Origin of the sequence: Mesorhizobium sp. M6A.T.Ce.TU.002.03.1.1, assembly GCF_003997275.1 — a bacterium.
GTDB lineage: Bacteria > Pseudomonadota > Alphaproteobacteria > Rhizobiales > Rhizobiaceae > Mesorhizobium > Mesorhizobium mediterraneum.
This window is the reverse complement of the sequence record NZ_RZTI01000016.1, coordinates 25,779-52,534: the sequence shown is the minus strand read 5'-3', so window position 1 is coordinate 52,534 and position 26,756 is coordinate 25,779. Positions and strand designations below refer to the sequence as shown.

Below are 26,756 nucleotides of genomic sequence, written 5' to 3'. Positions count from 1 at the left end.
ATGTTTGAAGCGTCGACGAAGAAGCGACGGTTGACCTGGGGGCATAGGTCCCGATGATGGGGCCGCGCGGGTGGCGTCCATGGAAGGGACTGTACATGACCCGCAAACTACCTTTATTCGCCGCGTTCGGTTTGGCGCTTGCTGCCCTGGCGGCGTGTGACCAAACTCAATCAGGAGGAACGCAGGCGACGACCGCTGGCCAATTGCCGCCACCTCCAGCCGACACGATGACGCCGGCACCCGCAACCCCGCCAGCTCAGACCGCCCCTGTTCAGTAGCAGATCGTAGCTTCAAAAATGGAACCCTCGCCCAAGGCGGGGGTTCACTTTCGGCATCGCCAGAGCCCAACAGGTTGTTGCGCTTGTCGTTCAGGGACCGAATATCACAAGCTCGGTGAACGTCAGATCTCCAAGCGAGGGTGGTTTGGGGCCCTTGAAATATTTCAGCCCCCTGTTGTGGCGGTACCGCCCGTGCAGACCTGCAATCGGCTCCTTGGCGTCGACGACGCAAAGCAGGATGCCGCTTCGCAAGAGAAAGCGCCCCACAGCGCCGGCGCACCGGCTCAAATCCGCGAGGGAGCGGCAATAGATGACCTGATAGCACGGGACAAGACCGCGCAATATTCGGCGCGGCATCAATACGAAAGGAAACGCCACGCCGTCGCAAATGCAAATCAATGACATGCAGCCCAGCGCGGAGTGTTCCGAGAGTATGTATCTCTCACTGTCGGGCAGCATCGCCATTTCCGCAAGATCGGGACGAGCCTCGAGCACGCGATATGACTGCGGCACTGAATTCAAAGCCGGCAAGAAGGCGAATTGTCCGGTGGAAAAGGGGCGAAAGCCGAGCGCCCAGTTAGCCTTTAATGTCGCGGGCGCCGGCGAAATATTCGTGTACGTCACGTCCCTTTGCTTGAGAATCGTCGTAACCAATTTGGCGCCATAGGGACGGGATTCCGCGTCGACGGACCAGCTTGAAAGGTTGCAGCGGACTTCGTCCCCTTCCTGCCCGCGATAACGGGTATATAGGGTCAGCACAACGCCAACGATCCGACCAGCCTTCTCCAAAGCCAAGCCGTATTGTGGGAACTCGGCGACGGCAGGCCGCTGCGACAAACGGGTCAGCGCCTGTATCCAGTAATTCCGGTCACGCTTCGGAAAGCCCCGGCACAGGCAGTCAACCACCCCTTCCCAATCAGCTTCGCGAATTGGTCGACAGAGAACGTCGGGAGGGAGGGCGCCAAGCACGGCCATAAAACGACTTCCAGAATACGATAGTTACTTCGATATGTCTCACGCGCCAACATGTTGGTGCACAACGATTAATAGTCTGTGCTGGTTTTAAAAACGACTTTCCGCATTCATCACGAAAACGCCGATCAAGGTTGGCCAGGACGCGTCGGTGAGCAGCCCGCCAGCTAAGGATTTGTTAACCAAAGCCCTATCTACCGATCGGCAATTCACCCCCAATCCGTGACCACGGATGTACTGGCGCGGGCGAGGTGAAAAGGAAAGGTCGGCCATGTGCCGGCCTTTTTGCTCTCAAGGGCCATTTCGCCCGGGAAACTGCGGCCTGACTTCGCGAATTGCCGGGCATCAAGCCTTCGCAAAACATATTGTCATCGTCACCATTGTCCGTACCATATCGCTGTGCGGGCAAGGCGGAAGGACGAGGACTTGCAATGAAACGCGCTGCAGGGCTGTGGGTGATTGCGGGCGCGGTATTGGCAGGCGCCACCTGTCAATCGAATGCCGCATCGCTCAACACCATGGATGATGTCGGGGCTGCGATCCAGGCGTGCTGGACCCCGCCGGCAGATGCCGGGAATTCAACCGTCACGTTGAGCTTCAGCTTCAAGCGCAATGGCACGCTGATCGGCCCGCCCAGGCCGGCTGCCATCAACGTGACCGGCGACGCGAAGGCACGGCAATCCTTTGTCGATGCCGCGATCGCCGCCGTGGAAGACTGCTTGCCGCTGAGCTTTTCGCCGGCGCTCGCCCAAGGGATTGCAGGCAACATCTTCACCCTGCAATTCAGCTCGCCCAAACAGTAATCGGGCGTCACCCCAAGCAAAAGCCCGCTCGTTTCCGGGCGGGCGCATTCAGCCACGCGTAGTCCGGTGGCGCCATCCCAAAGCGATCGGGCCGAAATCCGGTACGAGATGTTAAAGCGCGTCGCGTTGAAACGGATTCAATCGACGCGCTTTAAGCCTTTGTTTTTATGCATGTCGTTATCCCAAAACCGCTGCGCACTTTTGGGCGACATGCACTAGTGCTGCCCGCGCCTCGCGTTGACATGGCGTGCCAATTCCGGTGTCTCGAAGACGTAGTCGCTCCAGGCCGATTCCGGAATCTGGCCGGACAGATAGCATTCCAGCAAAAGATTTTGCTCAGGACTGAGAGGTCTCGGCGCGCGCTCATGGTCCAGTCCAAGCGAATGAAACAGATTTCTGGTCAGGCCCGAGACAGTGAAGTGAATCGACATGCGAGTCTCCTTTTGACCGCCCGGCGCATGGCCCAAGACCGGAAAGGACCATGCGCCAAATCAGCGTCCTTTGTGCATCCAAAGGGACGCGCGGCTGCAATGGCCATTTAACGCCGAAGACGGGACAAAGGTTTCAGTGCGAAACTGCCGGTTACGCCGGATTGATCGGGGATTCACCGGTCGATCGAGGAGTCTGAAACCTGCCAGTCAGGTCAAATTTTCGGCAGTGGCGCGGGTAGCCGGCGTTGTTTTTGGTTTCGTCTCAATCTTGAAACAAAAGTGCAATATTGAATTTACGCGAATACATGTAATACACTAGTATTAAAGTCTCTTGAAACTGCAATCTCGCTGGAATTAGGTGGTGCTCATTAGAGAACCCTTATTCACCATCAACAAAGAATGCGGTTCCAGGTTATCGGCAGAAACAATGGCAATGGTCGCTCCAATGACACGCTTCTGGTCTGACATGTTTCTTGTGCCGGTATTGGTGACGGCATTTATGCTCGGCACTTCCTCTTCATACGCGGATAGTTGCAGCGCGATCAAAAGCCAAATGCGTTCGGCCGAACGCGGCGGCGGGTCGAGCCCGCAGCTTGCGCAGTTTCGCCGGCAGCTTGTTGCGATCCAACGGTTGGAGAAACAGCGCCAATGTTCGGCCAAAAGTTCGCTGGTCGGGTTCTTCTTCAACCCTTGTGCCGATCTCGTCAGGAGCAAGGCAGAGGTGCAACGCCAGATCGCGGCCGCATCGAATGCGGGCAGGAATACAGCCGGCCTGCGGGCCAGGTTCGCCGCCCTGGGCTGCGCGCCCACCGCCAAGCAACAGAATCGGCAGAAAGAGCAGCAGCAGGACCAGCGTTCGGCAGCCAAAACCCAGTCCGCTGGCCTGAAATATGCTGGCAGCCCGATGCTGTTTTGCGTGCGCCTGTCGGACGGATATTTCTTCCCCGCGCCAAAATCGCAGTTCGCCAAAAGAGACGATCTGAAGGAGACCGTCGATCAGTGCCGCTACATTTGCGACGATCCCGGTGTCGACCTCTATACGCTGGAGGATGCCAGCCTCGAGACCGAGGCGATGGTCGCTCTCGAGACGCGAAAACCCTATACGGAGCTTGCGGCCGCTTTCCGGTACCGCGACGACGCCAATTTCAAGGCTTGTAGCGTCAAGCGGTATTCCCGGCGGGTCGCCGAACTCAGGGCGCGGACGGTAACACCCGCCAACATGGCCAACGCCATCATTCCATTGCCGACGACAAAGCCGGATCTTGGCGCCGTTGCGGAAATTCTCGGACCCGATGCCAAAGCTCCGGATCTCGGGGCTCCCACTGCCGAAGCCAAGGGCGCCGCCCAGCATCAGTCGATCGAAAAATTGACCGCAACGCGGCCGGTAAGGGTGGTCGGACCGGCTTTCTTCCCCGAAAACTGACCCCGTGGAGCTTAATTTAGATCACCGTTTGAATGCCGGTCGGCTATTCGCAGACCATGCGGACCCGTTTTCCGGGTTGGCTGACATTCCTGCAGGTGAGCGGTTTTGCCGGCTCGGATGACGGCGTCGGCGGATCTTTGGAAATCCTGGTGATTTGCCTTCTCGGCGCCACGGGGGTGTTGGTTCTGCGGACCGCGGCTCTTGTCGGCGTTTCGGGCGCGACAGGAAAGACATCGGTCTGCAACTGCGGCTGTTCGGCTTGCGCCTGCTGCGGCGGCCTGTCCCAGAACCGCCGGACATCGAGCGGCCTTGGAATGACGACGGTGCCGTCATAGCTGCGCGAGCAGCCGCTCCCGAACAGCAGCATCGGGCACAGCAAAAAAGGCAGAATCCGTCCCAACATCGGCAACACCCTTGCGGGATTGTAACGCCGCTTCGGTTCTAGCGGCAACCGTCGGAATATCGCGGGCAAAATCAAAGGGCCGCAGCGTCCGTAGCGCGCCCGAAACGAGGCGCGGCGCTGCAGTGTGGCGAATGCGAATTCGCCCCAGCTTGGAGCGGCGCAACGAGCGAATTCCAAATCCGATGCACTGGTCACGGTCCGTTAAGGTTAGCGGAACGTTAATGCTTGTGGGACACATTCCACCGACGAGCCGCCGGCCGGCGGTTCCGAGAACGACATGGCGCAGTCATCGCCGGTGCAACCGCCGCTGCCCGTATACGGAGCCGCGTCCGGGCGGGCGCTGCTGCAGCCGCCACCGGTTCGTCCCCGCACCGGGCATCGGCTGGATGTCCTCGTTGCCGAGGACAACGAGGTGAACCAAATGGTTTTCACTCAGATTCTCGGCCAAACCGGCTACGGCTTCGAGATCGTCGGCAATGGCCGCAAGGCGCTCGATGCCTTCGGCAGGCTCAATCCGCGCATGATCCTGATGGATGTTTCGATGCCTGAGATGAACGGCCACGACGCGACCGCCGCTATTCGGCGGCTGGAAGAAGAGACCGGCACGCACGTCCCGATCGTCGGCGTCACCGCGCACGCGCTGAAGAGTGATCGCGAACGGTGCCTGGAGGCGGGCATGGACGATTACCTGCCCAAGCCCATCAGCCCCAGGGCCTTGCTCGAAAAGGTCGAGCGCTGGCTCGGCGCGGACGGCGAAATCCAGCGCAACGCGGGATAGGCATCCGGTCAGGCTGCAAGAAATTCAGCTGAGATTCGGCGACGCATTGCGGACGAGACTATGGTGCGATCGCACCATACCAAAGCGTGCGCCGGGTTGGGACAATAAGCACATTCGAGTTCCGCCCCTCCAGTTACGGGCGGGAGCAGCGACCGCCGGCAAGAAACAGGATCAGATTTACCCCAACGGACCTGTTTCGGCGATGGCGCGGCCATGACCTCCTTTGGCCGCATGCAACGCGCTCCCGTCCGGATTTTCTTTTTCGACGCAAATTTGCACCGCCTGTCCGAGGAAATGCCGGCTGGAAACCGTGCAAGCTGCTGATTCTAGCGGCAAACCACGGCTGTGCCGGCGAGATCCGCGGCGCTTCCCTTTCGACATGGCTGTGCGGCGTTATCGGGCTGACATCAAACTGTCATGCGACTGTTATAATCGGGGGCTATTGGCCTCAGCGGGCGCCGAAGGAATGGCGCCGAGAGACCATATTCCGAACAGGAGCAGGCCACATGAAGAAATTCCTCCTTACGGCGTCGGCCGCGGCGCTTGCGCTCGCCGCGTCGGCTGGTTATGCCGCCGCGCGCGACCAGATTCAAATCGTCGGTTCGTCCACAGTGTTCCCCTTCACGACGGCTGTCGCCGAAAAGCTCGGCCAGAGCGGACAGATCAAGACCCCGGTCGTCGAATCGACCGGCACCGGCGGCGGCATGAAGCTGTTTTGCCAGGGCGTCGGCGAAAATACCGCCGACTTCACCAATGCCTCGCGCGCCATCAAGGACAGCGAGCTTAAAACCTGCAAGGCAAACGGCGTGACGCCGGTCGAGATCAAGGTCGGCTTTGACGGCATCGTGCTCGCCAACTCGAAGGCAGGGACTGTCGTTGATCTGACCAAGGAACAGGTTTTCAAGGCGCTCGCCAAGAATGTCGCAGTTGACGGAAAGGTCGTCGCCAACCCCTACAAGAACTGGTCGGATGTCGATGCGTCGCTTCCCGCGACAAAGATCGAAGTGCTTGGCCCGCCGCCCACGTCTGGCACGCGCGACGCGTTCGTTGAACTCGTCATGGATGCGGCCTGCCAGGAAGAAGTGAAGGCGGCTAATGAAAAGGGCTGCGGCGAAATCCGCGAAGACGGCGCTTTTGTCGAGGCCGGCGAAAACGACAATCTGATTGTCCAGAAGTTGGAAGCCAACCCCAATGCCTTCGGCATCTTTGGTTTCTCGTTCCTTGACCAGAATGCCGACAAGCTGCAGGGCCACAAGGTCGACGGCGTCGAGCCGACCTTCGAGAACATCGCATCCGGCAAGTACGGCGTTTCCCGCTCGCTCTACATCTATGCCAAGAAAGAGCATGTCGGCGTTATCCCCGGCATGCAAGAGTTCATCGCCGAGTATACCTCGGAGGGTGCATGGGGTCCTGAGGGTTATCTGGCCGACAAGGGCCTGATCCCGCTGCCGGACGCCGAGCGCGCCACGTGGGCCGAAAACGCCAAGGCCCTGAAGGGCATGGGCTCCTGATTTTTTTCGGGGTCCGGGCAAATATCCGCTCTGACCCTCATGCTCTAAAGCACAAAGCGCGGGACTAACGTCCCGTGCTTTGAGCCGGTGAATGGCCGGCGGTCGAGGGGACGTCCTGAATCATGGTCGGTTATCTCGTTGTTCTTCTCTTAGTTCTGGCTGCTGCGGCCTATTGGATAGGTCGGACACGCGCCATCGCCAGTGTCAATGGCGACGTCGCGCGGTTGCATTCGCTGCCTGGCCAACATGGCATGTTTCTGGCGCTTTTTGCTGCCGGTCCCGCGCTGCTTGCGATCGTGTTGTGGTCGATGGTTACGCCGGGAATTGAATCGTCGATCATCGCCGACCGCTTCTCCGCCGAGCTGTCGGGAATGGGCGTTCCGCAGGTCGAAGCTTTCATCCGCGACGCTCGTGCGATGGCATTTGGCGGGCTTGTCGGCTTCGCCGATCCCACGAAAGAGGCGGCCGCGGCCGTCTACAAATCGATCCATACGACCAGCAGCTGGATCATCTGGGCCGTCGCGCTCATGCTTTCCGCGTCCGGATTTTACTGGGCCTATTCGCGCATCGCGCAGGCCTACCGAGCGCGCCACGTTGTCGAGCGCGTTCTTCGCGCATTCTTGATTACCTGTTCGGCGGTCGCGATCCTGACGACGATCGGTATCGTCTTGTCGCTCATCTTCGAATCCTTGCGGTTCTTCCAACAGGTGCCGCTCTATAAATTCCTGTTCGGCACACATTGGTCGCCGCAGAGCGCCTTCACCGGCGCCGGAGCGGAAGCCGGAGCGGTCAACCAGGACATTTTTGGCATGGTGCCGCTCTTTGCCGGCACGTTGCTCATCACCTTCATTGCCATGCTGGTAGCTGCGCCTATCGGGCTGATGGCTGCGATCTATCTTTCGGATTACGCCTCCAAAAGCGTCCGCGCGGTCGCAAAGCCGGTATTGGAAATCCTTGCTGGCATTCCGACCGTCGTCTACGGTTTCTTCGCTGCGCTGACGGTTGCGCCCTACTTCCGTGGTCTGGGCGAAAGCCTGGGTCTCAACGTTGCGTCAGAATCCGCGCTCGCCGCAGGCGTGGTCATGGGCATCATGATCATTCCCTTTGTTTCCTCGCTTTCCGACGATGTGATCAACGCCGTTCCGCAATCCCTGAGGGACGGTTCCGCCGGCCTCGGCGCGACCAAGTCTGAAACCATCCGCAAGGTGATCCTTCCGGCGGCCCTTCCGGGCATCGTTTCGGCGATGCTGCTCGCAGTCAGCCGCGCGATCGGTGAAACAATGATCGTGGTCATGGCCGCAGGGCTGGCGGCAAACCTCACGGCCAACCCGCTCGAAGCGGTCACAACAGTGACGGTGCAGATCGTGACGCTGCTTGTGGGCGATCAGGAATTCGACAGCGCCAAGACGCTTGCAGCCTTCGCGCTCGGCCTGGTGTTGTTCTGCATCACGCTTACCCTCAACATCGTCGCTTTGCGCGTCGTCCAGAAATACCGAGAGCAATATGACTGATGCGATCGCGTCATTCGGCGCCGGCAGACGGCCGGTCAGCATTCATACCGACGATGCCGCGAAGGCACGGCTGAAGGGCCGTTACCGCGCGGAAACGTGGTTCAAATGGCTTGGCGCCGCAGCCGTCGCGTTGGCCGGCTTGTTCCTTGTGCTGCTCTTGTCGACGATCGTCACCCAGGCGATCCCGGCGCTGCGGCAGAACTATCTGACGCTGCCGATCGATCTTTCGGCGGCCAAGGTAGACCCGGCGAAACTCGACGCCGTCAACTACGACGCCATCGCCCAGGAAGCGCTTACGGCAAAATTTCCGGATGTGACGAGCCGTCAGGACAAGCGCCTGCTGCGCGGACTGATTTCCACGGGCACAGGCGTGTTCCTGCGCAAAGATATCGCTGCTGATCCGGGGATGCTCGGAGGAACTGTGGACTACGCGGTTCCACTTGACGATTTTGCCGACCTTTATCTCAAGGGTTTGCTTGCCGACGTCGGTTCGGACGAGGCGATTTCGACAAGCGTCACGCCTTCGCAAAGCAGCGGCGACATCGATCTGACCTTCGGCGACGATGCCATGCTGGCGTTGGCGCGCGGCCATGGTGCGACCGAGGGCGAAAACGGCATGCTCACGCTGACGAGCGGCGCGTCGTCGCTGCTGGTCGCGTTCAATGGCGGCACGGTCAAGCTGACCGCGCTGTCGCCTGGGGCCAACGGAACGGCGGTCGCAAAGGGCACGGTGATCGAGGCGCTGGACAGCACGGCGCCAGCCGCGAGCGGCCAGGCATTCCTGCGGGTCATCGACACGCCGGAAGCATCGCGAAAGATTTCGGACAAGGTGATCGTCTGGCTCGATACGCTGAAGAGCGCCGGCCTGATCGAAAGCCGGTTCAACTCGATCTTCTTCTTCACCGGCGCAAGCCGCGAGCCGGAACTGGCTGGTATCTGGGGCGCGGTCGTCGGATCGTTCCTGACCATGATCGTAACGCTCGCCATCGCCTTCCCGATCGGCGTTTCGGCGGCGATCTATCTTGAGGAATTTGCGCCCAAGAACCGGCTGACGACGATCATCGAAGTGAATATCAACAATCTGGCGGCGGTGCCTTCGATCGTCTTCGGCCTGCTTGGACTTGCCGTATTCCTGAATTTCTTCGGCCTGCCGCGCTCGGCCCCGGTGGTCGGCGGCATGGTGCTGGCGCTGATGACCCTGCCGATCATCATTATCGCCTCACGCGCTTCGCTGCGCGCCGTGCCACCGTCGATCCGCGAGGCGGCGCTTGGCATCGGAGCGTCCAAGGTCCAGACCGTATTCCATCACGTCCTGCCGCTGGCGATGCCGGGTATCATGACCGGCACCATCCTCGGAATGGCGCATGCGCTGGGTGAAACCGCGCCGTTGCTGATGATCGGCATGGTCGCCTTCATCGTCGACATTCCCGGTGGCTTCACCGATCCCGCGACGATCCTGCCGGTGCAGATATTCATGTGGGCCGATTTTCCTGAAGCGGGGTTCCAGCAGAAGACTTCGGCGGCGATTTTGATTTTGCTGGTGTTTTTGGTCATCATGAATGCCATCGCGGTGATACTGCGCAGGCGCTTCGAGCGGCGCTGGTAAGGAGTAGAGGATATGAACATCATGACGGAAGCCAGCGTCGAGCAGAAACTGAGTAGCGGAACCAACGAGCCTTCGATCAAGATGAAGGGCGAAAAGGTCTCCGTTCATTACGGCGAGAAGCGAGCTCTGTTCGACGTGGATCTCGATGTCCGCGAGAACCAGGTGACGGCGTTGATCGGCCCATCGGGCTGCGGCAAGTCGACCTTTCTGCGTTGCTTGAATCGAATGAACGACACGATCGACATCGCGCGGGTAAGCGGCAAGATCACGCTCGACAACGAGGATGTCTACGACCCGAAAATCGATGTCGTCGAGCTGCGAGCTCGCGTCGGCATGGTGTTCCAGAAGCCGAACCCGTTTCCGAAGTCGATCTACGAAAACGTCGCCTACGGTCCGCGCATTCACGGTCTGGCCAGGAGCAAGGCGGAGTTGGACGGCATCGTCGAATCGAGCCTGAAGAAGGCCGGCCTGTTCAACGAGGTCAAGGATCGCCTGCTCGAGTCGGGCACTGGCCTTTCCGGTGGCCAACAGCAGCGTCTGTGCATTGCGCGCGCCATCGCTGTGTCACCGGAAGTGATCCTGATGGACGAGCCGTGTTCTGCGCTCGATCCGATCGCCACCGCCCGTGTCGAGGAACTGATTGACGAACTGCGCCAGAACTACACGATCGTCATCGTCACCCATTCGATGCAGCAGGCAGCGCGCGTGTCGCAGCGCACGGCGATGTTCCATCTCGGCTATCTGGTCGAGGAGGGCGCGACCGATAAGATGTTCACCAACCCCGACGACAAGCGCACCCAAGACTACATCACCGGCCGGTTCGGCTAAGCGGTCCGGCGAATTTCGAGCACGAGGACAGTATCATGGGTGAACATACCGTCGCATCTTTCGACGAGGAATTGGAGCACATCGACAGGCTGATCCGCGACATGGACGAGCTCGCCGCCGCGATGGTCGCAGCGTCGATCCGCGCGTTGCTCGCGTCAGACAATGCGATGGCGCAGCGCGTCGTCTCGGATGACGCCATCATGGATGCGCGGCAGCGTGAACTCGACGACAGCGCGATCACGCTGATCGCCAAGCGGCAGCCGATGGCGCAAGATCTGCGCGCCGTGGTTGGCGCAATCCGGATGGCCGGCGATCTCGAGCGCATCGGCGACCTGGCCAAGAACATAGCCAAGCGGGTCAACGCCGTCGGTCAGAGCGCCACGCCGCGTAATCTCTCGCACGGTATCGACGCGATGGCGGATCTCGTTCTCGAGCAGCTCCGCGGCGTGGTCGAGCACTATGTGTCGCGCAACGCCGGCGCGTTGAAAGAGCTGCGCGCCGCCGACGAGAAGATCGACGTGAAATACACGGCGGTTTTTCGCGAACTCCTGACCTACATGATGGAGGACCCGCGCAACATCACCGCCTGCACGCATCTTCTGTTCTGCGCCAAGAATCTCGAGCGTATCGGCGATCATGTCACCAACATCGCCGAAAACGCCTACTATGTCGTGACCGGGCAGCAATTGCCGGCGGATCGACCGAAGCTCGACGAAACGACGATGTCGGCGTCGGCGACATGACAGGGGTAACCGGCCGATGATCGCGCCGCGCATCATGGTGGTGGAGGACGAAGAGCCGCTGGGCGTCCTCCTTCGCTACAATCTGGAATCCGAAGGCTATCAGGTCGAGGTGGTGACGCGCGGCGACGAGGCCGAAATCCGGCTTCAGGAAAACGTGCCCGATCTTCTGGTGCTCGACTGGATGGTGCCGGCGGTTTCGGGCATCGAGCTTTGCCGTCGCCTTCGGGTGCGTCCCGAAACCGAGCGGCTGCCGATCATCATGCTGACCGCGCGCGGCGAGGAAAGCGACCGGGTGCGCGGCCTCTCGACCGGGGCCGACGACTATCTGGTCAAGCCGTTCTCGACACCGGAATTCATGGCCAGGGTCAAGGCGCTGCTGCGCCGCGCCAAGCCCGAAGTGCTGTCCAGCGTGCTGAAGGTCGGTGACATCATGCTCGATCGCGAATCGCACAGGGTCTATCGCAAGAAGAGCGAGATCCGGCTCGGGCCGACCGAATTCCGGCTGCTCGAATTCATGATGCGGCACCCGGGTCGGGTGTTCTCGCGCAGCCAGTTGCTCGACAATGTCTGGGGCGAGACGATCTACATCGACGAGCGCACGGTGGACGTCCATGTCGGCCGGCTGCGCAAGGCGGTCAACAATGGTCGCATGCCCGATGTCATCCGCACCATCCGCGGCGCGGGCTATGCGATCAGGGAAGACTGAACAGACTGCCTAAATTCAAGCTGCGTTCTTCCGTTCAGGCCACGTGCTTCCTGGCCGTGCCGGACTTCCCTTGCGCGCCCGGCGCGAAAATCTCCTGGTCGACGAAGCTCAGCGCTCGCATGGCGCAGCCTTCGCGGATCAGCGGCAGCTCGTTCGGCTCGGTGTCGAAGGAAATCGAACCCGAATGCTGACCGCCGGCGGTCTGAGCGATGGCCTCGCGCAGGGCCGGCTCGATCAGGTCGAAAGCGGCAGCGCTGGCGCCGACCATGGCGACCGGCGCCGGATCGATCAACGCGAACAGGCTGCCGAGCCCGAAGCCGAGCGCTTCGCCGGCCTTGCGGTAGGCTTCGCGCTCCGGTCCGTCCGTCTGGCGCGCCCGGGCCGCCAGTGCCCGCATCTCGGCGTCGCTGACATCGGCGACCGGCTCGGCGTTCTCGCTCAACTGCCTTGCATTGCGCCAGATGGCGTAGTTGCCGGCATAGGCCTCGACGCAGCCGCGCCGCCCGCAGCGGCAAAGCGCGCCGCCCGGCCGGTGGATCATGTGGCCGAATTCGCCGCCTGAGGAATGGGTGCCGGTGAACAGTTCGCCCTTCAGCACCAGCCCCATGCCGATGCCGTGGGAGAGCAGGATGGCGATGAAATCGTCGCGGTAGCGATCCGGGTCGCGCCAGCGCAGCGCCACGGCCATCATGTTGCAGTCGTTCTCCATGATGGCCGGGATGCCGAACTCACGTTCCAGAATGTCGGCGAAGGCAATGTTCGTCTGCGGCGTGATCGGCGACCACAACATGGCGCGCGCATGGGAATCGGTGATGCCCTGGATCGCCAGCGCGATGCGGGCGACGCTTTGGACATCGAGATCGGGATCTTCGAGCCGGCGCCGGACGATGGCGACACATTCGTCGATCAGCTCGTTGCGCGACATGGTCAGCGTGTCCAGCCGGCGCTGTTCCTCGGCGACCACTTGTCCGGCATAATCGATGACGGCGACCGAGAGGAAATTCAGCGACAACACGACGGCCAACACCGCTGCCGCTTCCGGATTGAGGCTGAGGCCGACCTGCGGCCGGCCGCGTTTCAGCGAAACCGTCTCGCTCGCCTTGCTCTCGGTCAGGATGCCTTCCTGGATGAGGTCGGAAGAGATCGCCGATATGGTCGAATGGCTGAGGCCGGTGGTCGCGGCGATCTCGGTTCGCGACGGCTGGCCTGCCCGGCGTACGGCCGAAATCACCATCGCCCGGTTGCGCCGACGCAAATCGTCATGACGGATTCCAACCGACATTCTTTTGCTTCCTCCCTCTTGCCGCGGCCGCTCATGAACCGGAAGCCGTCGGCAGCGTCCAACAAATACTGGCAGAAGCAGAAGGCCCTGTCATTGTTTATTCCGGGGCTCGAAAAAAGTCGGCAGGGACATCAAAATCCATCAGAAATGATGTTGACAGCGCTTCGGCGTTGGACCAGTATTTTTTCGAGGCTCGAAAAAATAGAGCCTTTGTGTCGGCCTTCGGGCCAGTTTGGTCGCGCCGTACGCGGCGCAGGGAGGACTATCATGAAGAGATTCGCAGCCGCCATCCTGGCGGGGGTCGCCATGTCGCTGACGCTCGCGTCGGTCGCACAGGCGAAGGACAAGGTCATTGGCGTTTCGTGGTCGAACTTCCAGGAAGAGCGCTGGAAGACCGACGAAGCCGCCATGAAGACGGCGATCGAGGCTGCCGGCGACAAGTATATTTCCGCCGATGCGCAGTCCAATCCCGGCAAGCAGCTGACCGATGTCGAGAGCTTGATCTCGCAGGGCGCCAACGCGCTGATCATCCTTGCGCAAGATGCGTCGGCCATCGGGCCGGCGGTGCAAAAGGCGCTGGACGAAGGCATTCCGGTCGTCGGCTATGACCGGTTGATCGAGAACAAGGACGTGTTCTATCTGACCTTCGACAACCAGGAAGTCGGCCGCATGCAGGCCCGCGAAGTGTTCAAGGTGGCGCCGGAAGGCAACTACGTCTTCATCAAGGGCTCGGGCGCCGATCCGAATGCCGATTTCCTGTTCGCCGGCTCCATGGAAGTGCTCAAGGATGCCATCGACAGCGGCAAGATCAAAAATGTCGGCGAGGCGTATACCGACGGCTGGCTTCCCGCCAACGCCCAGAAGAACATGGAACAGTTCCTGACCGCCAACGACAACAAGGTCGATGCGGTGGTTGCCGCCAATGACGGCACCGCCGGTGGCGTCGTCGCGGCGCTGACGGCGCAAGGCTTGGCCGGATCCGTCCCGGTGTCCGGCCAGGACGGCGACCATGCAGCGCTGAACCGCATTGCGCTCGGCACACAGACCGTATCGGTGTGGAAGGACGCGCGAGAGCTCGGCAAGAACGCCGCCGAGATCGCCTCGCAGCTTGCCGATGGCAAGCAGATGACCGACATTGCGGGCGTCAAGGACTTCACCACGCCGGGCGGCAATGCCGTCAAGTCGCTGTTCCTGACGCCGATTGCCATCACCAAGGACAATCTCAACGTCGTCATCGACGCCGGCTGGATCAAGAAGGACGAAGTCTGCGCGGGTGTCGCCGCGGGCAGCGTTGCGGCCTGCAACTGATCTGGATCATTTCGCAAGGAAACGAACGCCGCGGCTGTCAGGCCGCGGCGTTTTTCGAGAGGCTTTCCGCTTCAAATGACCGTGGAAAGCAAATAGCATTCTGTTCCGGCATCCGCGCCAGACGGCAACCCGGTCGGAGGACATCATGACCGACACGGCATCCAACCCACCGGTCGCCCACACGGCCGAAGACCGGGCGCGCGAATCCGAGCTCAGCGCCATCGGACGGTTCCTCAAGGCAACCGAGCTCGATATACGCATGCTCGGCATGGTCGGCGCTCTGCTGGTCATCTGGGTTGGAATTCACATCCTGTCGGGTGGGCTTTTCCTCACGCCGCGCAATCTCTGGAACCTGTCGGTGCAGACCTCCTCGGTGGCGATCATGGCGACCGGCATGGTGCTGGTCATCGTGATGCGCAACATCGATCTTTCGGTGGGCTCCGTCGAAGGCGTGATCGGCATGGTGATGGGCGTGGCGCAGGCCGAATTCCTGATCCGCGTCATGGGGCTCCAGGTGGGAAATCCCTGGATATGGATTATCGCATTGGCTGCCGGTGTGGTGCTCGGCCTCATGATAGGCGCGCTCCAGGGCTTCATCATCGCTTATCTCGAGGTTCCGGCCTTCATCGTGACGCTGGGCGGCTTGCTGATCTGGCGTGGCATGGCGTGGCTGATGACGAGCGGGCGCACCGTCGCGCCGCTCGACGCTACCTTCCAGCTCATGGGTGGCGGGCCGCGTGGCTCGATCGGGGCAACCGCAAGCTGGATCGTCGGCGTTCTCGCCTGTGTGGCCGTTGCTTTCATGCTGCTCAACGGCCGGTCGCAGCGCAAGCGGTTCAAGTTTCCGTTGCGTCCCGTCTGGGCGGAGAGCTTGCTTGGTGTTGTCGCCTGCGCCGCCATCCTCGGCGCCGTGTGGATCGCCAATTCCTATCCCTGGCCAATCGGCATCGTGCGCCAATACGCGCAGCGGAACGGCATCACCGTCCCCGAAGGCGGGCTGTTCATCGCCCATGGCATCGCCATACCGGTGCTGATTGCGGTCGCAGTGGGCATCGTCATGACCTTCATCACCAGGCGCACCCGTTTCGGCCGCTATGTCTTTGCCATTGGCGGCAACCCGGAAGCGGCGGAACTCGCCGGCATCAACACGCGCTGGGTGACCATGAAGGTGTTCATGATCATGGGCATATTGGCCGCAATCAGCGCGGCGATTGCGTCGGCTCGCCTCAATGCCTCGACCAATGCGCTGGGTACGCTGGACGAGTTGCTGGTCATCGCCGCAGCCGTCATCGGCGGCACGTCGCTGGCCGGCGGCTCCGGCACGGTGCTCGGCGCCATGCTGGGCGCGCTTCTGATGCAGTCATTGCAATCCGGCATGGTGTTGCTCGGCATCGATTCACCGCTTCAGAGCGTCGTCGTCGGCGCCGTCCTGGTGATCGCCGTCTGGCTCGACACCGTCTACCGCAAGCGCGTTTAGGGAAGAGCGATCATGGTTGACACAACTGCTCGCACAGGCACGCCGTTGATCGATATGCGGAACATCTCGATTGCCTTTGGTGGTATTCGCGCGGTCGACGACGCGTCGATCGACCTTTTCCCGGGCGAGGTGGTGGCGCTGCTCGGCCACAACGGTGCCGGGAAGTCGACGCTGATCAAGATCCTGTCCGGCGCCTACAAGCGCGACTCGGGCCAGATATTCGTCAATGGCGAGGAGGCCTCGATCTCCAATCCGCGCGATGCCAAGAAATACGGCATCGAAACGATCTACCAGACGCTGGCGCTCGCCGACAATGTCGACGCCGCCGCCAACCTCTTCCTCGGCCGCGAGCTGATGACCGGCTGGGGCACGCTCGACGATGGCGCCATGGAGGCCGAGGCGCGCAAGGTGATGGGCAGGCTCAATCCCCGCTTCCAGCGCTTCAAGGAACCGGTGGTCAAGCTTTCGGGCGGCCAGCGGCAGTCGGTGGCGATCGCGCGCGCCATCCTGTTCAACGCCCGCATCCTGATCATGGATGAGCCGACGGCGGCATTGGGGCCGCAGGAAACGGCGCAGGTCGGCGAACTGGTCATGCAGCTCAAGGCCGACGGCATCGGCATCTTCCTGATCAGCCACGACATCCACGATGTGTTCGAGCTTGCCGACCGCGTCTGCGTGATGAAGAACGGTCAGGTCGTTGGCACGGCGCGCACCAGCGACGTGACCCAGGACGAGGTGCTCGGCATGATCATCCTGGGGAAGTGTCCGCCCGGTGCCATTCCGGGGCCAGGTGCGCTGAAGATCGCAGCCTGAGGCTTTAAATAGCCGGCTAAATATCTGCGACATGATATGCCAGCCGTCATGATGGTTTGGCCGCGCCATTGTGTTGGCGCGGGGACTTGCCCATAAAGGTCGGGAACCGTCCAAGGGCCGCAGCAGCAATTGAAGAAGTTCTTCCCGACCGTCGCTTTCATCGCCGTCGCGCTGATCAGCCTGACAATGGCGGGATTCGCCTATTTCGCGACGCAGGAAGCGGCGCGCATCAAGTTCGAGGCGACGGCGGACGACGCGCTCAACCGGATCGATAGCCGCATTGACCTGCATCTGTCGCTGCTGCGATCGACCCAGGCGCTGTTCGACGCTCGCAATGGCGGCATTTCGCGGGGCGAGTTCAAGGCGTTTTTCGATGCGCTTGGCATTAACGACAATTTCGCCGGCCTGCGCGGCATAGGCTTTCTCAGACTGGCGAGAGCCGGCGACGAGGCAGCGGTCGAGCGTGCCATCCTGCACGACTATGGCACCAGCCATGCCGTCTATCCGGATACGACATTGCCGTGGCGTACGCCCATCATGCTGTTCGAGCCGCTCGACGCTTCCAATCAATCCAGCATCGGCTACGACATGTTCACCGACCCGGTGCGGCGCGAGGCGATCGAAAAGGCGATGGCCGACGACCAGCAGCACGCGACCGGGCGCGTGCAGCTAGGCCAGGAGACAGGTGCTGCGCAAACCTTCACCGGCTTCCTGGTTTTCGTGCGGCTCAACGTCGAAACCGCGCCGGACGGCATCGATGCGTCCAGATCCTCGACATCAGGCTTTCTTTATGCGGCCTTCCGCGCCCGCGATCTGTTCCAAACCGCGCTCAGCCGGACGCCGCTGCTGCCGGTGAACATCGAAATCTATGACGGCAAGGTGGATGCCGACCATCTTTTGTTCCAGTCGGAAACGCCGCCGGTGTCGACCTTCGGCGACAGGCTGCTGGCTTCCCGCAAGATCACCATCGCCGGACGTCCGTGGACCATCCTGTTCAGGCCGACAATCGCCTTCTCGCAACCCTCCTCGCGCGCCATTCCGGTGATGCTTGGCCTGTTCGGGCTGTTGCTCGCAGGCACCATCGCGCTGGTGGCACGCTATCAGGAGCGGGCCTATGACGCGGTCTCGCTGCTTCACGAGACGACGGAAAAGAGCCTGCTCGAAAAAGACCTGATGCTGCAGGAAATGAAGCACCGCATCAAGAACTCGATCACGCGGGTGCTGGCGATCGCGCGCCAGACGGCGTCGCACGCCACCGACGTCCACGAGTTCTCCTCCTCCTTTTCGGCCCGGTTGCAAGCGATGGCGGCCTCCCAGGACATGCTGACGCGCTCGCGCTGGCAGAAGGCCGATCTCGGCGATCTCTTGCGCATCGAGCTTGGCCAGGTGTTCGGCAAGGAGCTTCCCGAGGGGATATTGTCGGGGCCAGAGGTGCTGCTCGACGAGACGACAACGCAAGCGCTCGGCCTGACCTTTCACGAACTGGCGACGAATGCACTGAAATATGGCGAAACCGGCAACTCAGTCGGCTCGCTCAAGGTCGACTGGTCGGTCGAAGGTCGCAGGCGCGACAGGACGCTGGTTCTCAACTGGCGCGAAGTTGGCCAGAAGAAGCTCGAAGCACCTGTCAAAACCGGTTTTGGCACCAAGCTGATCGATTTGAACGTGACACGCGAATTGCGCGGTACGATCAATCGCGATTTTCACGATGGCGGATTGAGCGTGGAAATCAGGATTCCACTGTCGGGCTGAAACGCTGCCGCAAACCGACCGTTTTCGAAGGCGCAAGCAAGCAGAGACCGGACGAGCCGGTCTCTGCTTCTATTGCCTCGTGCGTTTGAACGGATCAGCAGCGAGCCGTATAGAGACGGCCACGGTTGTCTCGGTACTGGCAATAGCCATTGCGCAGGTTGCGCACCAGCAAGCCGGAACCGGCACCGATGGCTGCGCCGACGAGCGCACCCTTGCCTCCGTCAATCAGGCCGCCGGCCAAAGCGCCGACACCGGCGCCGACGCCGACATCCCGCTCGGTGGTGCTGCAACCGCTGACTGCGACCACGGCAACCATGGCAATAATCATCTTCCGCATAGAGTCACTCCTCGCTTTGGCCTCACTTGTAGCTCCACCCGTCACTTATCATGCGAAAAAGGGTTTTGCCTGCTCGATTTTATTGTTGGCTAAGAGAATCTTTTACGGGGCGCGCGCCGTTCGAAACAACCTCGACGTTGGAAATCTCAACGGAAGCGTCGAGCGTACCGTCTGGACGCATATTCCAGACGATCTGGTCGTAATCATCCTCCAGTGCCGGATCGACGGGCAGGCATTTGGCAATTACGCGCGGGGCCTGACCTTGTACATCGCCCAGGGCGAACGGACGCTCGGCGGTGCATTCCTGAGCGGTTTCGAACACGCTCACCGATGCGGGCAGTTCGCGGCATTCGGTCATTGTGTTCGAACAACCGGCAGCGATGTGTTCCATGGCGACGGTCCTCTCGCCATAAGAAACGGGCCACATTCGCCAAAGTTCCTGCGATGCAGGCTGGCCGCGATTGATTCGAGAAACAGGTCAACATGAGGCAAGCACAACCCGCCGGCCACTTTGGTTCCGATGCTCTAGATCAACTGGAACGCGGCGGCCAGGACGACCGCCGCGGCCAGCGCAATTGCGGCGACGCCGGGGATCGGGAGGGAAGCACGGGGCGATGGCATCGCGGATGCTTCGAGATCCTGAAACCCGCCCATCGAAACGCGTGCGGCCTGTTCCAGCCTGTTGATGTCGGCAACCGTCAAAGCCACTCCTCCCGTGCTGCGCAGCAAACTGCGATCGAAAACGTCATGCGTCGCGGTGCCTGGGAAAAACAGCATCGGACTTTATGGTGAACAAGTGGTTAAAGCCGGGGCGGCCGGTATCAGTCCACTTTGGCTCGGCTGTTGTCCGCTCAATCGGTCTCGAAATTGCCGCGAGGAACAATAAGGCGATACTCGAGGCGGTCCCTGGTGATTTCAAGTGTCGCCGTGCCGTTCAGCGACGCAGGGACGACGCGCTCGAGCGCGACACTGCCAAAACGCTTCTCGCTGGGCTGATTGTCGTTGGCTCCGATGGCTTCGGCCCATGTCAGCGACAGGGCGGTCTCACCAGCGGAAGCAGCCGTCAGATCGGCCGTCACCTCGACGAATCCGTCGGCTCGCGACAGCGCGCCGTAGCTGACCGAATTGACGGCTAGCTCGTGCATGGCCAAGCCGATATGCAGGGCGGCATTGGGGTTGAGGTATGGATTTGCACCCTGGAAACGCAGGCTGCGCGAGGGGTCGGCTCCATAGCGGCCAACCTGACCGGACACCAGTTCGCGCAGTGCCGCTCCCCGCCAGTTGGACGAGGTCACCAGATCCTGGGATGAGGCAAGCGACTGCAGCCGGCCGCGAAAGCGTGTCAGGAAATCACCGAGCGTGTCTGAATAACGGCTGGTCTGGGTGGCGATGCTCTGGATGATGGCCAAAAGGTTCTTCGAGCGGTGGCTGACCTCGCGCAGCAGCGTCTTCAGGGTCTGCTCGCGACGTTTCTGCTCGGTCGTTTCGACCATGGTGGTGACGACGCCCTGCACGGCGCCGCCGTCGTCGTGATCGGCATCCACCCATATTTGGAACCAGCGAACGCCATCGTCGGCGGGAATGCTGAGCTCAAGATGTTCGGGATTGCCGGATGCGATGACGTTGCGTTTGGCCGCACCGATACGCTCCGCCTGCGCCAGTGGCAGGTTGCCGTTGCTGTCGGCCGTATCGGAGGCCCATGGCGGGCGCATGTTGCGGGCCCAGACGGTTTTCATCTCGCGATCCTGATAGAGAACCGAGATGCCGGCATTGTGCAGCGCATGGAGAAGGGCCCGGCCAAGCTGCATTCCACTCTCAGCGGAATGCAAAGCGATGATCTCATCACTTCGTCCGCTGTCTTTCATGTCTCCGGCTCTGGATTGCATCGCACTTCACCCGCCCAGTCCAGGCTGAACGGATGACGGAAAAATGGGTTCCCAAAACAGGTCCGCCGAGCGACGTCCCGTTGAAGGACACCGCCCGGCGGTAGCTGGAAACCGCTTGAGGGGTGCGGCTCCCAGTGTCTGATCGCACCTAGCGTTCACGACGCCCGTTTGAACAAGCCCGCGATAAGCGAAATGATCAGGAAAGCGAGAAAGATGAAAAACAATATCTGCGCTATACCGGCAGAGGTGCCGGCGATGCCGCCGAAACCAAGAGCGCCTGCAATGATCGCGACGACGAGAAATACGAGCGCCCAGTAAAGCATGGTCCATCTCCTTCGAATGGTGTGGCAAAAACGCCTTTCGCTGCCGTTTGTTCCACCATTTCCCGAAAAAGACGATCCCTGGAAATCTTTCCGGCCCGAATTGAATCGTCACGAGCAGGGAAAGTTCTAGGCGCAAAGGACGTTTGCCAGCCGCAAAGGGCCAGCGTCGTTTGATCTGTGGAAAACAGAGCGGCGCTAGGCTGGGCCTATCCGGTCCTATGCAGCGGCTTTCGCATGCCGGTCGAAGAACAGCGCCTGGCTGATCAGGGCCTTGACCATCTCCGGATTGAACGGCTTGGTGACGAGGAAGGCCGGCTCCGGCCGCTCGCCGGTCAGGAGACGTTCGGGAAAGGCGGTGATGAAGATCACCGGCACCGGCGTGGACGACAGGATTTCGTTCACCGCTTCGATGCCCGAGCTGCCGTCGGCAAGCTGGATGTCGGCCAGCACCATTTTTGGCCGCGTCTTTGCGAACATAGCCACCGCCTCGGCGTGGGTACGCGCAGTCCCGACGACGCGGTGACCCAGGCTTTCGACCATTTGCTCGATGTCCATGGCGATCAGCGGCTCGTCCTCGATGATCAGCACATCGGTTGCCACCTGGCGGGAAATCTCGTTGCTGGCCTCGGTGAGAAGTTCGGAGAACTCCTCATCGTCGACGTCGAGAATCTCCGCCGCCTCGTCTTCGCTGAAACCTTCGACGGCGACCAGCAGGAAGGCCTGGCGGGGGCGCGGTGAGATCGCGTTCAGATTGGCGGCGGCGCGCTGTTCCCACGCCGACTGCGGGTGCTCTTGCGGAACGCGGATGGCGACCGAGGTGAACAGCCTGGCGAAGACTTTGTAGAGCGCGATGCGGTCGTTCGACGCGTTCGGAAAGATGTCGACGTCGGCGATGATGGCTTCGAGCATCGCGGCGACCAGCGCGTCGCCACTCTCCTGCGATCCGGAAACCGCCCGCGAGAAGCGGCGCAGGAACGGCAGGTGTGGAGCGATGGTTGCGGATAGGCTCATGACGGACGTCTCCCTCTGACGTAAATGCATAGATTGCAGGCTAAGCTGATTACAAGTCCCGAAAATAGCCCTGAAAACACAAACGCCGGATTTCCGAAAAAGTTCCGATGGTTGTGGAACTAATATAATGGGTCGGCGTTTGAGGTCGGGATGGGGCAACCCGACGAGGGGGCCGCTTGCTTTGCGTCTTGTGTTTAGGGGCGGCCGGGTGCTGGGAACAAAGGGCGAAATGAAGACATGACGAAAAATACCACGGCTGGCGCTGCAAACAGGCGCCGGGCTGCTTCCGGCGACCCGCTCGGGCCAAATTCGGAAATCGGCCGCAAACTCAAACAATATTACGACGAGCTGGTCTCCGACAATGTGCCGGATCGCTTCGCCCAATTGCTCAGCCAGTTGGAACGGGCCCAACCTGCACAGAAAAAGGACTGAGGCATGGCGGCTGTCTCCCAGAGCTTCAAGACCGATCTGCTCGGCTCGATTCCGAGCCTGCGGGCCTTCGCCGTATCGTTGACGCAAAACGCCGACAAGGCCGACGATCTGGTGCAGGAAACGCTGGTGAAGGCCTGGGACAAGCATGAAAGCTTCGAGCCGGGCACCAATCTCAAGGCATGGCTGTTCACCATCCTGCGCAATGAATTCTATTCGCAGATGCGCAAGCGCGGCCGCGAGGTGCAGGACAGCGATGGCATCATGACGGCCAGGCTAGCCGTCCATCCGGCCCAGCACGGCCAACTCGACCTCAAGGACTTTCGTAGCGCGCTCGAGCAATTGCCCGAGGACCAGCGCGAAGCCATCATCCTCATCGGCGCTTCGGGCTTTTCCTACGAGGAAGCCGCCGAGATCTGCGGCTGTGCGGTCGGAACGATCAAGAGCCGCGTCAGCCGCGCCCGCACGCGGTTGCAGGAAATCCTGAAGATTTCCGGCGATGACGAGTTTGGCCCGGACGCAATCTCGGCTCAGGTGACGGGGTCGAACGCCGCCTGAACACTGACCCGGCAATCCGCGCCCCCGTTTCCGGACCCTCAAACAGGAGGTCCGCGCCCGCACGCCGCCGCCACTGCTTGCACGAGATCGTCTCCCGAATAGGGCTTTGTGACCAATCTGATATCGGGAAAGGACACCTTGATTTCGTCCATGTCGGAATAGCCCGAGGCGAAGACGAAAGGCACGCCCGATTCGCGCAGCCGCGAAGCGAAATCGAGCGTCGAAGCGCCGCCCAGCATGAGATCGACGATGGCTGCGTCGAATCGCAAGGCAACGTTCTTGCGATCGATCTCACCCAGATCGCGGGCGATGGTCACGTCGCCGGCGCCATAGTCGCGGCAAAGCTGCTCGACATCCATGGCGATCAGGAATTCATCCTCCAAAACAAGAATCCGCAATCCGTCAAGCAGGGGTGGCACGTGGCAATGTCTCCGTGGCGCGCAGGGAAAAGGGGAAGCGCAGGGAACAGAGGAGTCATGATCGCTATTTGGTGTCCTGTCATCTAAAGTTATTTGGCATTCTGTTATGTAAAAAAACACGTCCGTCGCAGACGACGGAATCTCGATCCTTCAACAGACGATCCGCAGGTTTAACTCGCGCTGGGAGGGTTGAGCGAGGAACGCCGGCTGCTGATCTGACGCCGGTCCTGAGATGTTCGGATCGGGCTGGACTCATACGCGGAAACACCCTTTCATGGACCTTGTTCCGATTTCGGAACCTTGGCGTGTATCGAGCGTTTGAAACCAAGCAAGCGCAAGGAGTTAAGCAATGGCGACTGCCGCAGGAAAGACCGCGAACGCAAGCCGGGCGAATTCGGATCTCGAGGCCGACATCAGGCAATTGAAAGCCGATATCGAAAAACTCACCAAGCAATTGGCCAAGACCGGCGAACATGGTTACGGGACGGCCCGCCGCGCCGCGACCGAAGGCGTCGAGCAACTGCGCGCCCAGGGCGAAGCGGCCTTCGACACCCTGCGCAGCAACGCCAAGGACCTCGAAGCGCAAGTGGCGGCGAGCGTGCGCGAAAAGCCGGTGACGTCGCTGGCGATCGCCGCCGGCGTCGGCTTTCTGTTCGCGCTTCTCGCGCGCCGCTAGCCTCAGCCCAGATGGGAATGCTGGCATCGCTGATCTCGGGCCTCGCCTCGGGTGAAACCGTTGCAGCCGTGCGTCGCGCACGCACGGCTGCAATCGTCTATGCGCTCGCGGCACTTGCAGCACTATGCGGCCTCGGTTTCCTCGTCGGAGCGGCCTATATTTGGGTGGCGGGCCGCTACGGGCCGATGGCAGCCTGCTTTGGTTTCGGAATCGGCTTCCTGGTGATCGCAGGGTTCCTCCTGCTTATTTATCAGCTGTCGGCCGGCGCGCGCGCCCGACGCAGGGCGCGGAGGCGCAATGCCGACATGAAGGCGGTCGGCATCACGGCTGCGCTCGCCATACTGCCGACGCTGCTCAAGGGGAAAGGTGGCCTGGCCACCATTCTCGGTCCGGCGATCGCACTCGCCGCCTACGCCATCTACCGCGAGAATATAAAGTCCGATGCCGACGATCCGGATGCCGGCGAAGTGAAATAGCTCGAAGCGATTCTTCTTGTTCGACCATGATCTTATCCGAAAACCGAACCCCACTTTTCGCTGACCAGGACCTTCGGTTCGGGATCAGGGTCGAGCCGTCACTTCGACAGATCCTCCAGCGGCATCGATATTTCGGCAAACACGCCTTCCGGCCGGAATTCGTGGGTCACTTCGCTGGAGATGACCTTAGCCAGGCTGCGGCGGATCAGGATCGAGCCGAAGCCGTGGCGTTCGGGCGAGGCAACTTCAGGCCCGCCGCTTTCGCGCCAGGTCAGCACAAGGCGCCGTGCGCCTTTCCGGCCCTGTGCCTTCCAGTCGAGATCGACCTTGCCCGCAGCCGCCGACAGCGATCCGTATTGCAGCGCGTTGTTGGCCAGTTCATGCAGGATCAGGCCGAGCCCGACCGCCTGGTCGGGCGAAAGCAGGAGATCGGCGCCTGAGATCGTCATGCGCGGCTGTTGGGCGGTGTCGAACGGCTTGACCTCGATCTGCACGAGTTCGCGAATGCCGATGCCGCGCCACTCGCGGTCGGACAGCAGGCTGTGGGCGGCGCCTAGCGCCTGAAGCCTGGCGCTAAAGGCTTCGAGGAACTCGCTCGGCTGGCGGGCATGGCGAACGGTTTGCGTCGCCAGTGCCTGCACGGTCGCCAGCGTGTTCTTGACGCGATGGTTCAGCTCGCGCAGCAAGAGCCGTTGCCGCTCGTCGCCGAGCTTGCGTTCGGTGACGTCGTAATTGACGCCGAAGATCAACGTCGGCTTGCCGTCGCCGTCGCGCTCGATGACACGGCCGCGCGTAGCGAGCCAGCGCGGCGGACTGAAGCCCTTGACGCGGTATTCGCCAAAATAGTCGTCACCGCTGGCCAGCGCGTCGCGAAAGTGCGTCTCGGTCTGGTAGACATCGCGCGGGTCGATGGCAGCAAGGATATCGCGCGCCCTTAGCCGATTCGAGCGCGGCAGGTCGAACAGCTCGGACAGCCGGACATCGCATTCGATCATATCGGTGGGGATATCCCATGCCCAGCTAGCGAGCGAGGCGGCGTCGAGCGCTATGGCGCGCCGCTTTTCCTCACGCGCCAGCGCCGCAGCGGCGCTGGCGCCGTTGCGGGTGGCGTCCTTCAATGCGAACAGGCTGGCGGCGAGACTGGCGAGCGCCGTCAATTGTTCGAGCTTGGCGGTAGACGGCGACGCGCGCGGCTTGCGGTCGAGCACGCAGAGCGTGCCGATCCGGGCGCCGGCTACCACAATCACCGCACCCGCATAGAAACGGACATGGTGCTCGCCGGTGACCAGCGGGCTGGCGTTGAAACGTGAATCCGTGCTCGCATCGGTCACCACCATCGGCTCGTCGCCGGCGGCAATGGCGTGGGCGCAGAAAGATGTATCGGTCGCGGCCTCGGTCTCATCCAGGCCGACACAGGACTTGAACCATTGCCGCTCGACACCGAGCAGCGTGACGAGCGCGATAGGTGCTTGCATCACCGCGGCGGCAAGAGCGCTGATACGGTCGAAGTCAGGATCGGCCGTCGTGTCGATTGCATCGAGACCGTGGAGCACGGCAAGCCGGTCCGCGGCGCCAACCGCGCCAAGCACATCGACCGGCAGAGTCGGCTTTTTCACTACCCTGCTATCCACAAGGCCCCCAAATGCATCGGCTTGCAGCCATTCGCGCTAGGCCAGTTGCCTGGCTCTGAAACCGGAACCTTCGCCTTGAGGAACCGTTACCCAACCACGTTTTGCCAGCGGCGCGCGCCGGCGCCAAACGACATGCTTGCGCCAAACAACATGGAGGCCGATCATGCCCAAGATCGTTCCTGAAGACAAAGCCCGCCAGGGACGCTGGGGGTGGCACACTTTCCGTATCTTGATCGCCGCACTGCTTTTGGCGTTTATCGCCTGGGGCATCGCGGAGATTTACGGCAACATGATAGACAAGACGTCGACAACCGAACAGGGCGAGCTTCCCAGGAACGAACAGGGCGAGATTCCCAAAGGCTGAAGCCTTCCGATCGACTGTGCC

General features: G+C 61.4%; 30 protein-coding genes and 1 pseudogene. 18 read left to right on the top strand and 13 right to left on the bottom strand.

Translation table 11 applies throughout. The annotated features are described in order from the left end of the window. Positions 1-368: 368 nt before the first annotated feature. Positions 369-1,253 carry a hypothetical protein gene (locus EOC93_RS07770; protein ID WP_245329979.1) on the bottom strand — a complete coding sequence of 295 codons (885 nt, stop codon included), beginning with the start codon at positions 1,251-1,253 and terminating at the stop codon, positions 369-371. A gap of 332 nt (positions 1,254-1,585) precedes the next feature. Between EOC93_RS07770 and EOC93_RS07765 the strand changes: the two genes are divergently transcribed. Next, positions 1,586-2,053, top strand: a complete 468-nt coding sequence (locus EOC93_RS07765; RefSeq protein ID WP_348627591.1) for a hypothetical protein — start codon at positions 1,586-1,588, stop codon at positions 2,051-2,053. Positions 2,054-2,268: 215 nt separating this feature from the next. Here the strand turns inward: EOC93_RS07765 and EOC93_RS07760 are convergent, their stop codons facing one another. Together EOC93_RS07760 and EOC93_RS34670 are read right to left on the bottom strand one after the other, a co-directional pair. Continuing rightward, positions 2,269-2,484: a hypothetical protein gene (locus EOC93_RS07760; RefSeq protein WP_126104617.1), complete on the bottom strand. Its 216-nt coding sequence runs from the start codon at positions 2,482-2,484 to the stop codon at positions 2,269-2,271. Positions 2,485-2,838: 354 nt separating this feature from the next. After that, entirely contained in the window at positions 2,839-3,171 is a 333-nt protein-coding gene (locus EOC93_RS34670; protein WP_245461394.1) for a hypothetical protein, read from the bottom strand. Positions 3,172-3,205: 34 nt separating this feature from the next. Here EOC93_RS34670 and EOC93_RS07755 point away from each other — a divergent pair, with 34 nt between their 5' ends. Next, on the top strand, positions 3,206-3,907 hold the full coding sequence (locus EOC93_RS07755; protein WP_245458148.1) for a DUF2865 domain-containing protein: 702 nt from the start codon (positions 3,206-3,208) through the stop codon (positions 3,905-3,907). Positions 3,908-3,950: 43 nt separating this feature from the next. Here EOC93_RS07755 and EOC93_RS07750 read toward each other — a convergent pair whose 3' ends face one another. After that, on the bottom strand, positions 3,951-4,310 hold the full coding sequence (locus tag EOC93_RS07750; protein ID WP_127204278.1) for a hypothetical protein: 360 nt from the start codon (positions 4,308-4,310) through the stop codon (positions 3,951-3,953). Between the two features lie 334 nt (positions 4,311-4,644). On the opposite strand from EOC93_RS07750, the pseudogene EOC93_RS07745 reads away from it, so the two are divergent. From EOC93_RS07745 to phoB, 7 genes and pseudogenes are all read left to right on the top strand, one after another. Beyond that, positions 4,645-5,088: pseudogene (locus EOC93_RS07745) on the top strand (response regulator); the annotation flags it as partial. A 506-nt stretch (positions 5,089-5,594) separates the two neighbouring features. Then, positions 5,595-6,599, top strand: coding sequence for a PstS family phosphate ABC transporter substrate-binding protein (locus EOC93_RS07740; protein WP_127204277.1), 1,005 nt, complete (start codon positions 5,595-5,597; stop codon positions 6,597-6,599). A gap of 122 nt (positions 6,600-6,721) precedes the next feature. Continuing rightward, on the top strand, positions 6,722-8,110 hold the full coding sequence (pstC, locus tag EOC93_RS07735) for a phosphate ABC transporter permease subunit PstC (RefSeq protein WP_127204276.1): 1,389 nt from the start codon (positions 6,722-6,724) through the stop codon (positions 8,108-8,110). Next, the gene (gene pstA / locus EOC93_RS07730; protein ID WP_126104621.1) at positions 8,103-9,716 is read left to right on the top strand and encodes a phosphate ABC transporter permease PstA; all 1,614 of its coding nucleotides are present in this window, start codon (positions 8,103-8,105) and stop codon (positions 9,714-9,716) included. The genes pstC and pstA overlap by 8 nt, the downstream gene beginning before the upstream one ends. A gap of 12 nt (positions 9,717-9,728) precedes the next feature. Beyond that, the gene (gene pstB / locus EOC93_RS07725; protein ID WP_095487180.1) at positions 9,729-10,544 is read left to right on the top strand and encodes a phosphate ABC transporter ATP-binding protein PstB; all 816 of its coding nucleotides are present in this window, start codon (positions 9,729-9,731) and stop codon (positions 10,542-10,544) included. A 35-nt stretch (positions 10,545-10,579) separates the two neighbouring features. Next, entirely contained in the window at positions 10,580-11,287 is a 708-nt protein-coding gene (gene phoU / locus EOC93_RS07720) for a phosphate signaling complex protein PhoU (RefSeq protein WP_095487178.1), read from the top strand. Between the two features lie 16 nt (positions 11,288-11,303). Further along, positions 11,304-11,993: a phosphate regulon transcriptional regulator PhoB gene (phoB, locus tag EOC93_RS07715; RefSeq protein ID WP_031254097.1), complete on the top strand. Its 690-nt coding sequence runs from the start codon at positions 11,304-11,306 to the stop codon at positions 11,991-11,993. 34 nt (positions 11,994-12,027) lie between these two features. On the opposite strand, the gene EOC93_RS07710 is transcribed toward phoB, so the two are convergent. Continuing rightward, a complete protein-coding gene (locus EOC93_RS07710) occupies positions 12,028-13,275 on the bottom strand; it encodes an ROK family protein (RefSeq protein WP_127204275.1) in 1,248 nt (415 codons plus the stop codon). 267 nt (positions 13,276-13,542) lie between these two features. On the opposite strand from EOC93_RS07710, the gene xylF reads away from it, so the two are divergent. From xylF to EOC93_RS07690, 4 genes are all read left to right on the top strand, one after another. Further along, positions 13,543-14,583 (top strand): D-xylose ABC transporter substrate-binding protein, encoded by a 1,041-nt coding sequence (gene xylF / locus EOC93_RS07705; protein ID WP_095487174.1) that lies wholly within the window; start codon positions 13,543-13,545, stop codon positions 14,581-14,583. A 145-nt stretch (positions 14,584-14,728) separates the two neighbouring features. After that, positions 14,729-16,060 (top strand): sugar ABC transporter permease, encoded by a 1,332-nt coding sequence (locus EOC93_RS07700; RefSeq protein ID WP_127204274.1) that lies wholly within the window; start codon positions 14,729-14,731, stop codon positions 16,058-16,060. Positions 16,061-16,072: 12 nt separating this feature from the next. Beyond that, on the top strand, positions 16,073-16,873 hold the full coding sequence (locus tag EOC93_RS07695; RefSeq protein WP_095487170.1) for an ATP-binding cassette domain-containing protein: 801 nt from the start codon (positions 16,073-16,075) through the stop codon (positions 16,871-16,873). A gap of 129 nt (positions 16,874-17,002) precedes the next feature. After that, complete coding sequence (locus tag EOC93_RS07690; protein ID WP_127204273.1) at positions 17,003-18,625, top strand: CHASE domain-containing protein; 1,623 nt, start codon at positions 17,003-17,005, stop codon at positions 18,623-18,625. Positions 18,626-18,719: 94 nt separating this feature from the next. Here EOC93_RS07690 and EOC93_RS07685 read toward each other — a convergent pair whose 3' ends face one another. The 6 genes from EOC93_RS07685 to EOC93_RS07665 all read right to left on the bottom strand — a co-directional run bounded on the left by EOC93_RS07685 (position 18,720) and on the right by EOC93_RS07665 (position 22,182). Beyond that, positions 18,720-18,962 carry a YMGG-like glycine zipper-containing protein gene (locus EOC93_RS07685; protein ID WP_095487166.1) on the bottom strand — a complete coding sequence of 81 codons (243 nt, stop codon included), beginning with the start codon at positions 18,960-18,962 and terminating at the stop codon, positions 18,720-18,722. Between the two features lie 79 nt (positions 18,963-19,041). Further along, positions 19,042-19,353, bottom strand: coding sequence for a hypothetical protein (locus EOC93_RS07680; RefSeq protein ID WP_127204272.1), 312 nt, complete (start codon positions 19,351-19,353; stop codon positions 19,042-19,044). 134 nt (positions 19,354-19,487) lie between these two features. Continuing rightward, on the bottom strand, positions 19,488-19,670 hold the full coding sequence (locus EOC93_RS34020; RefSeq protein WP_245461396.1) for a hypothetical protein: 183 nt from the start codon (positions 19,668-19,670) through the stop codon (positions 19,488-19,490). 143 nt (positions 19,671-19,813) lie between these two features. Next, entirely contained in the window at positions 19,814-20,848 is a 1,035-nt protein-coding gene (locus EOC93_RS07675) for a sensor histidine kinase (RefSeq protein ID WP_095487162.1), read from the bottom strand. A 155-nt stretch (positions 20,849-21,003) separates the two neighbouring features. Beyond that, complete coding sequence (locus EOC93_RS07670) at positions 21,004-21,171, bottom strand: DUF1328 domain-containing protein (protein WP_023797107.1); 168 nt, start codon at positions 21,169-21,171, stop codon at positions 21,004-21,006. Between the two features lie 216 nt (positions 21,172-21,387). Further along, entirely contained in the window at positions 21,388-22,182 is a 795-nt protein-coding gene (locus EOC93_RS07665; RefSeq protein WP_095487160.1) for a response regulator, read from the bottom strand. A gap of 237 nt (positions 22,183-22,419) precedes the next feature. Between EOC93_RS07665 and EOC93_RS07660 the strand changes: the two genes are divergently transcribed. Beyond that, positions 22,420-22,614: a NepR family anti-sigma factor gene (locus tag EOC93_RS07660; RefSeq protein WP_095487158.1), complete on the top strand. Its 195-nt coding sequence runs from the start codon at positions 22,420-22,422 to the stop codon at positions 22,612-22,614. A 3-nt stretch (positions 22,615-22,617) separates the two neighbouring features. Further along, positions 22,618-23,169, top strand: coding sequence for an RNA polymerase sigma factor (locus EOC93_RS07655; protein WP_029348707.1), 552 nt, complete (start codon positions 22,618-22,620; stop codon positions 23,167-23,169). A gap of 38 nt (positions 23,170-23,207) precedes the next feature. On the opposite strand, the gene EOC93_RS07650 is transcribed toward EOC93_RS07655, so the two are convergent. After that, entirely contained in the window at positions 23,208-23,588 is a 381-nt protein-coding gene (locus EOC93_RS07650; RefSeq protein ID WP_126104627.1) for a response regulator, read from the bottom strand. A 349-nt stretch (positions 23,589-23,937) separates the two neighbouring features. Here EOC93_RS07650 and EOC93_RS07645 point away from each other — a divergent pair, with 349 nt between their 5' ends. Both EOC93_RS07645 and EOC93_RS07640 read left to right on the top strand, forming a co-directional pair. Further along, the gene (locus EOC93_RS07645) at positions 23,938-24,264 is read left to right on the top strand and encodes a DUF883 family protein (RefSeq protein WP_095487154.1); all 327 of its coding nucleotides are present in this window, start codon (positions 23,938-23,940) and stop codon (positions 24,262-24,264) included. Between the two features lie 11 nt (positions 24,265-24,275). Further along, the gene (locus tag EOC93_RS07640; RefSeq protein ID WP_127204271.1) at positions 24,276-24,740 is read left to right on the top strand and encodes a hypothetical protein; all 465 of its coding nucleotides are present in this window, start codon (positions 24,276-24,278) and stop codon (positions 24,738-24,740) included. 98 nt (positions 24,741-24,838) lie between these two features. On the opposite strand, the gene EOC93_RS07635 is transcribed toward EOC93_RS07640, so the two are convergent. Continuing rightward, complete coding sequence (locus EOC93_RS07635; RefSeq protein WP_245458149.1) at positions 24,839-26,356, bottom strand: HWE histidine kinase domain-containing protein; 1,518 nt, start codon at positions 26,354-26,356, stop codon at positions 24,839-24,841. A 178-nt stretch (positions 26,357-26,534) separates the two neighbouring features. Here EOC93_RS07635 and EOC93_RS07630 point away from each other — a divergent pair, with 178 nt between their 5' ends. Next, the gene (locus tag EOC93_RS07630) at positions 26,535-26,735 is read left to right on the top strand and encodes a hypothetical protein (RefSeq protein WP_095487148.1); all 201 of its coding nucleotides are present in this window, start codon (positions 26,535-26,537) and stop codon (positions 26,733-26,735) included. Positions 26,736-26,756: the final 21 nt, after the last annotated feature.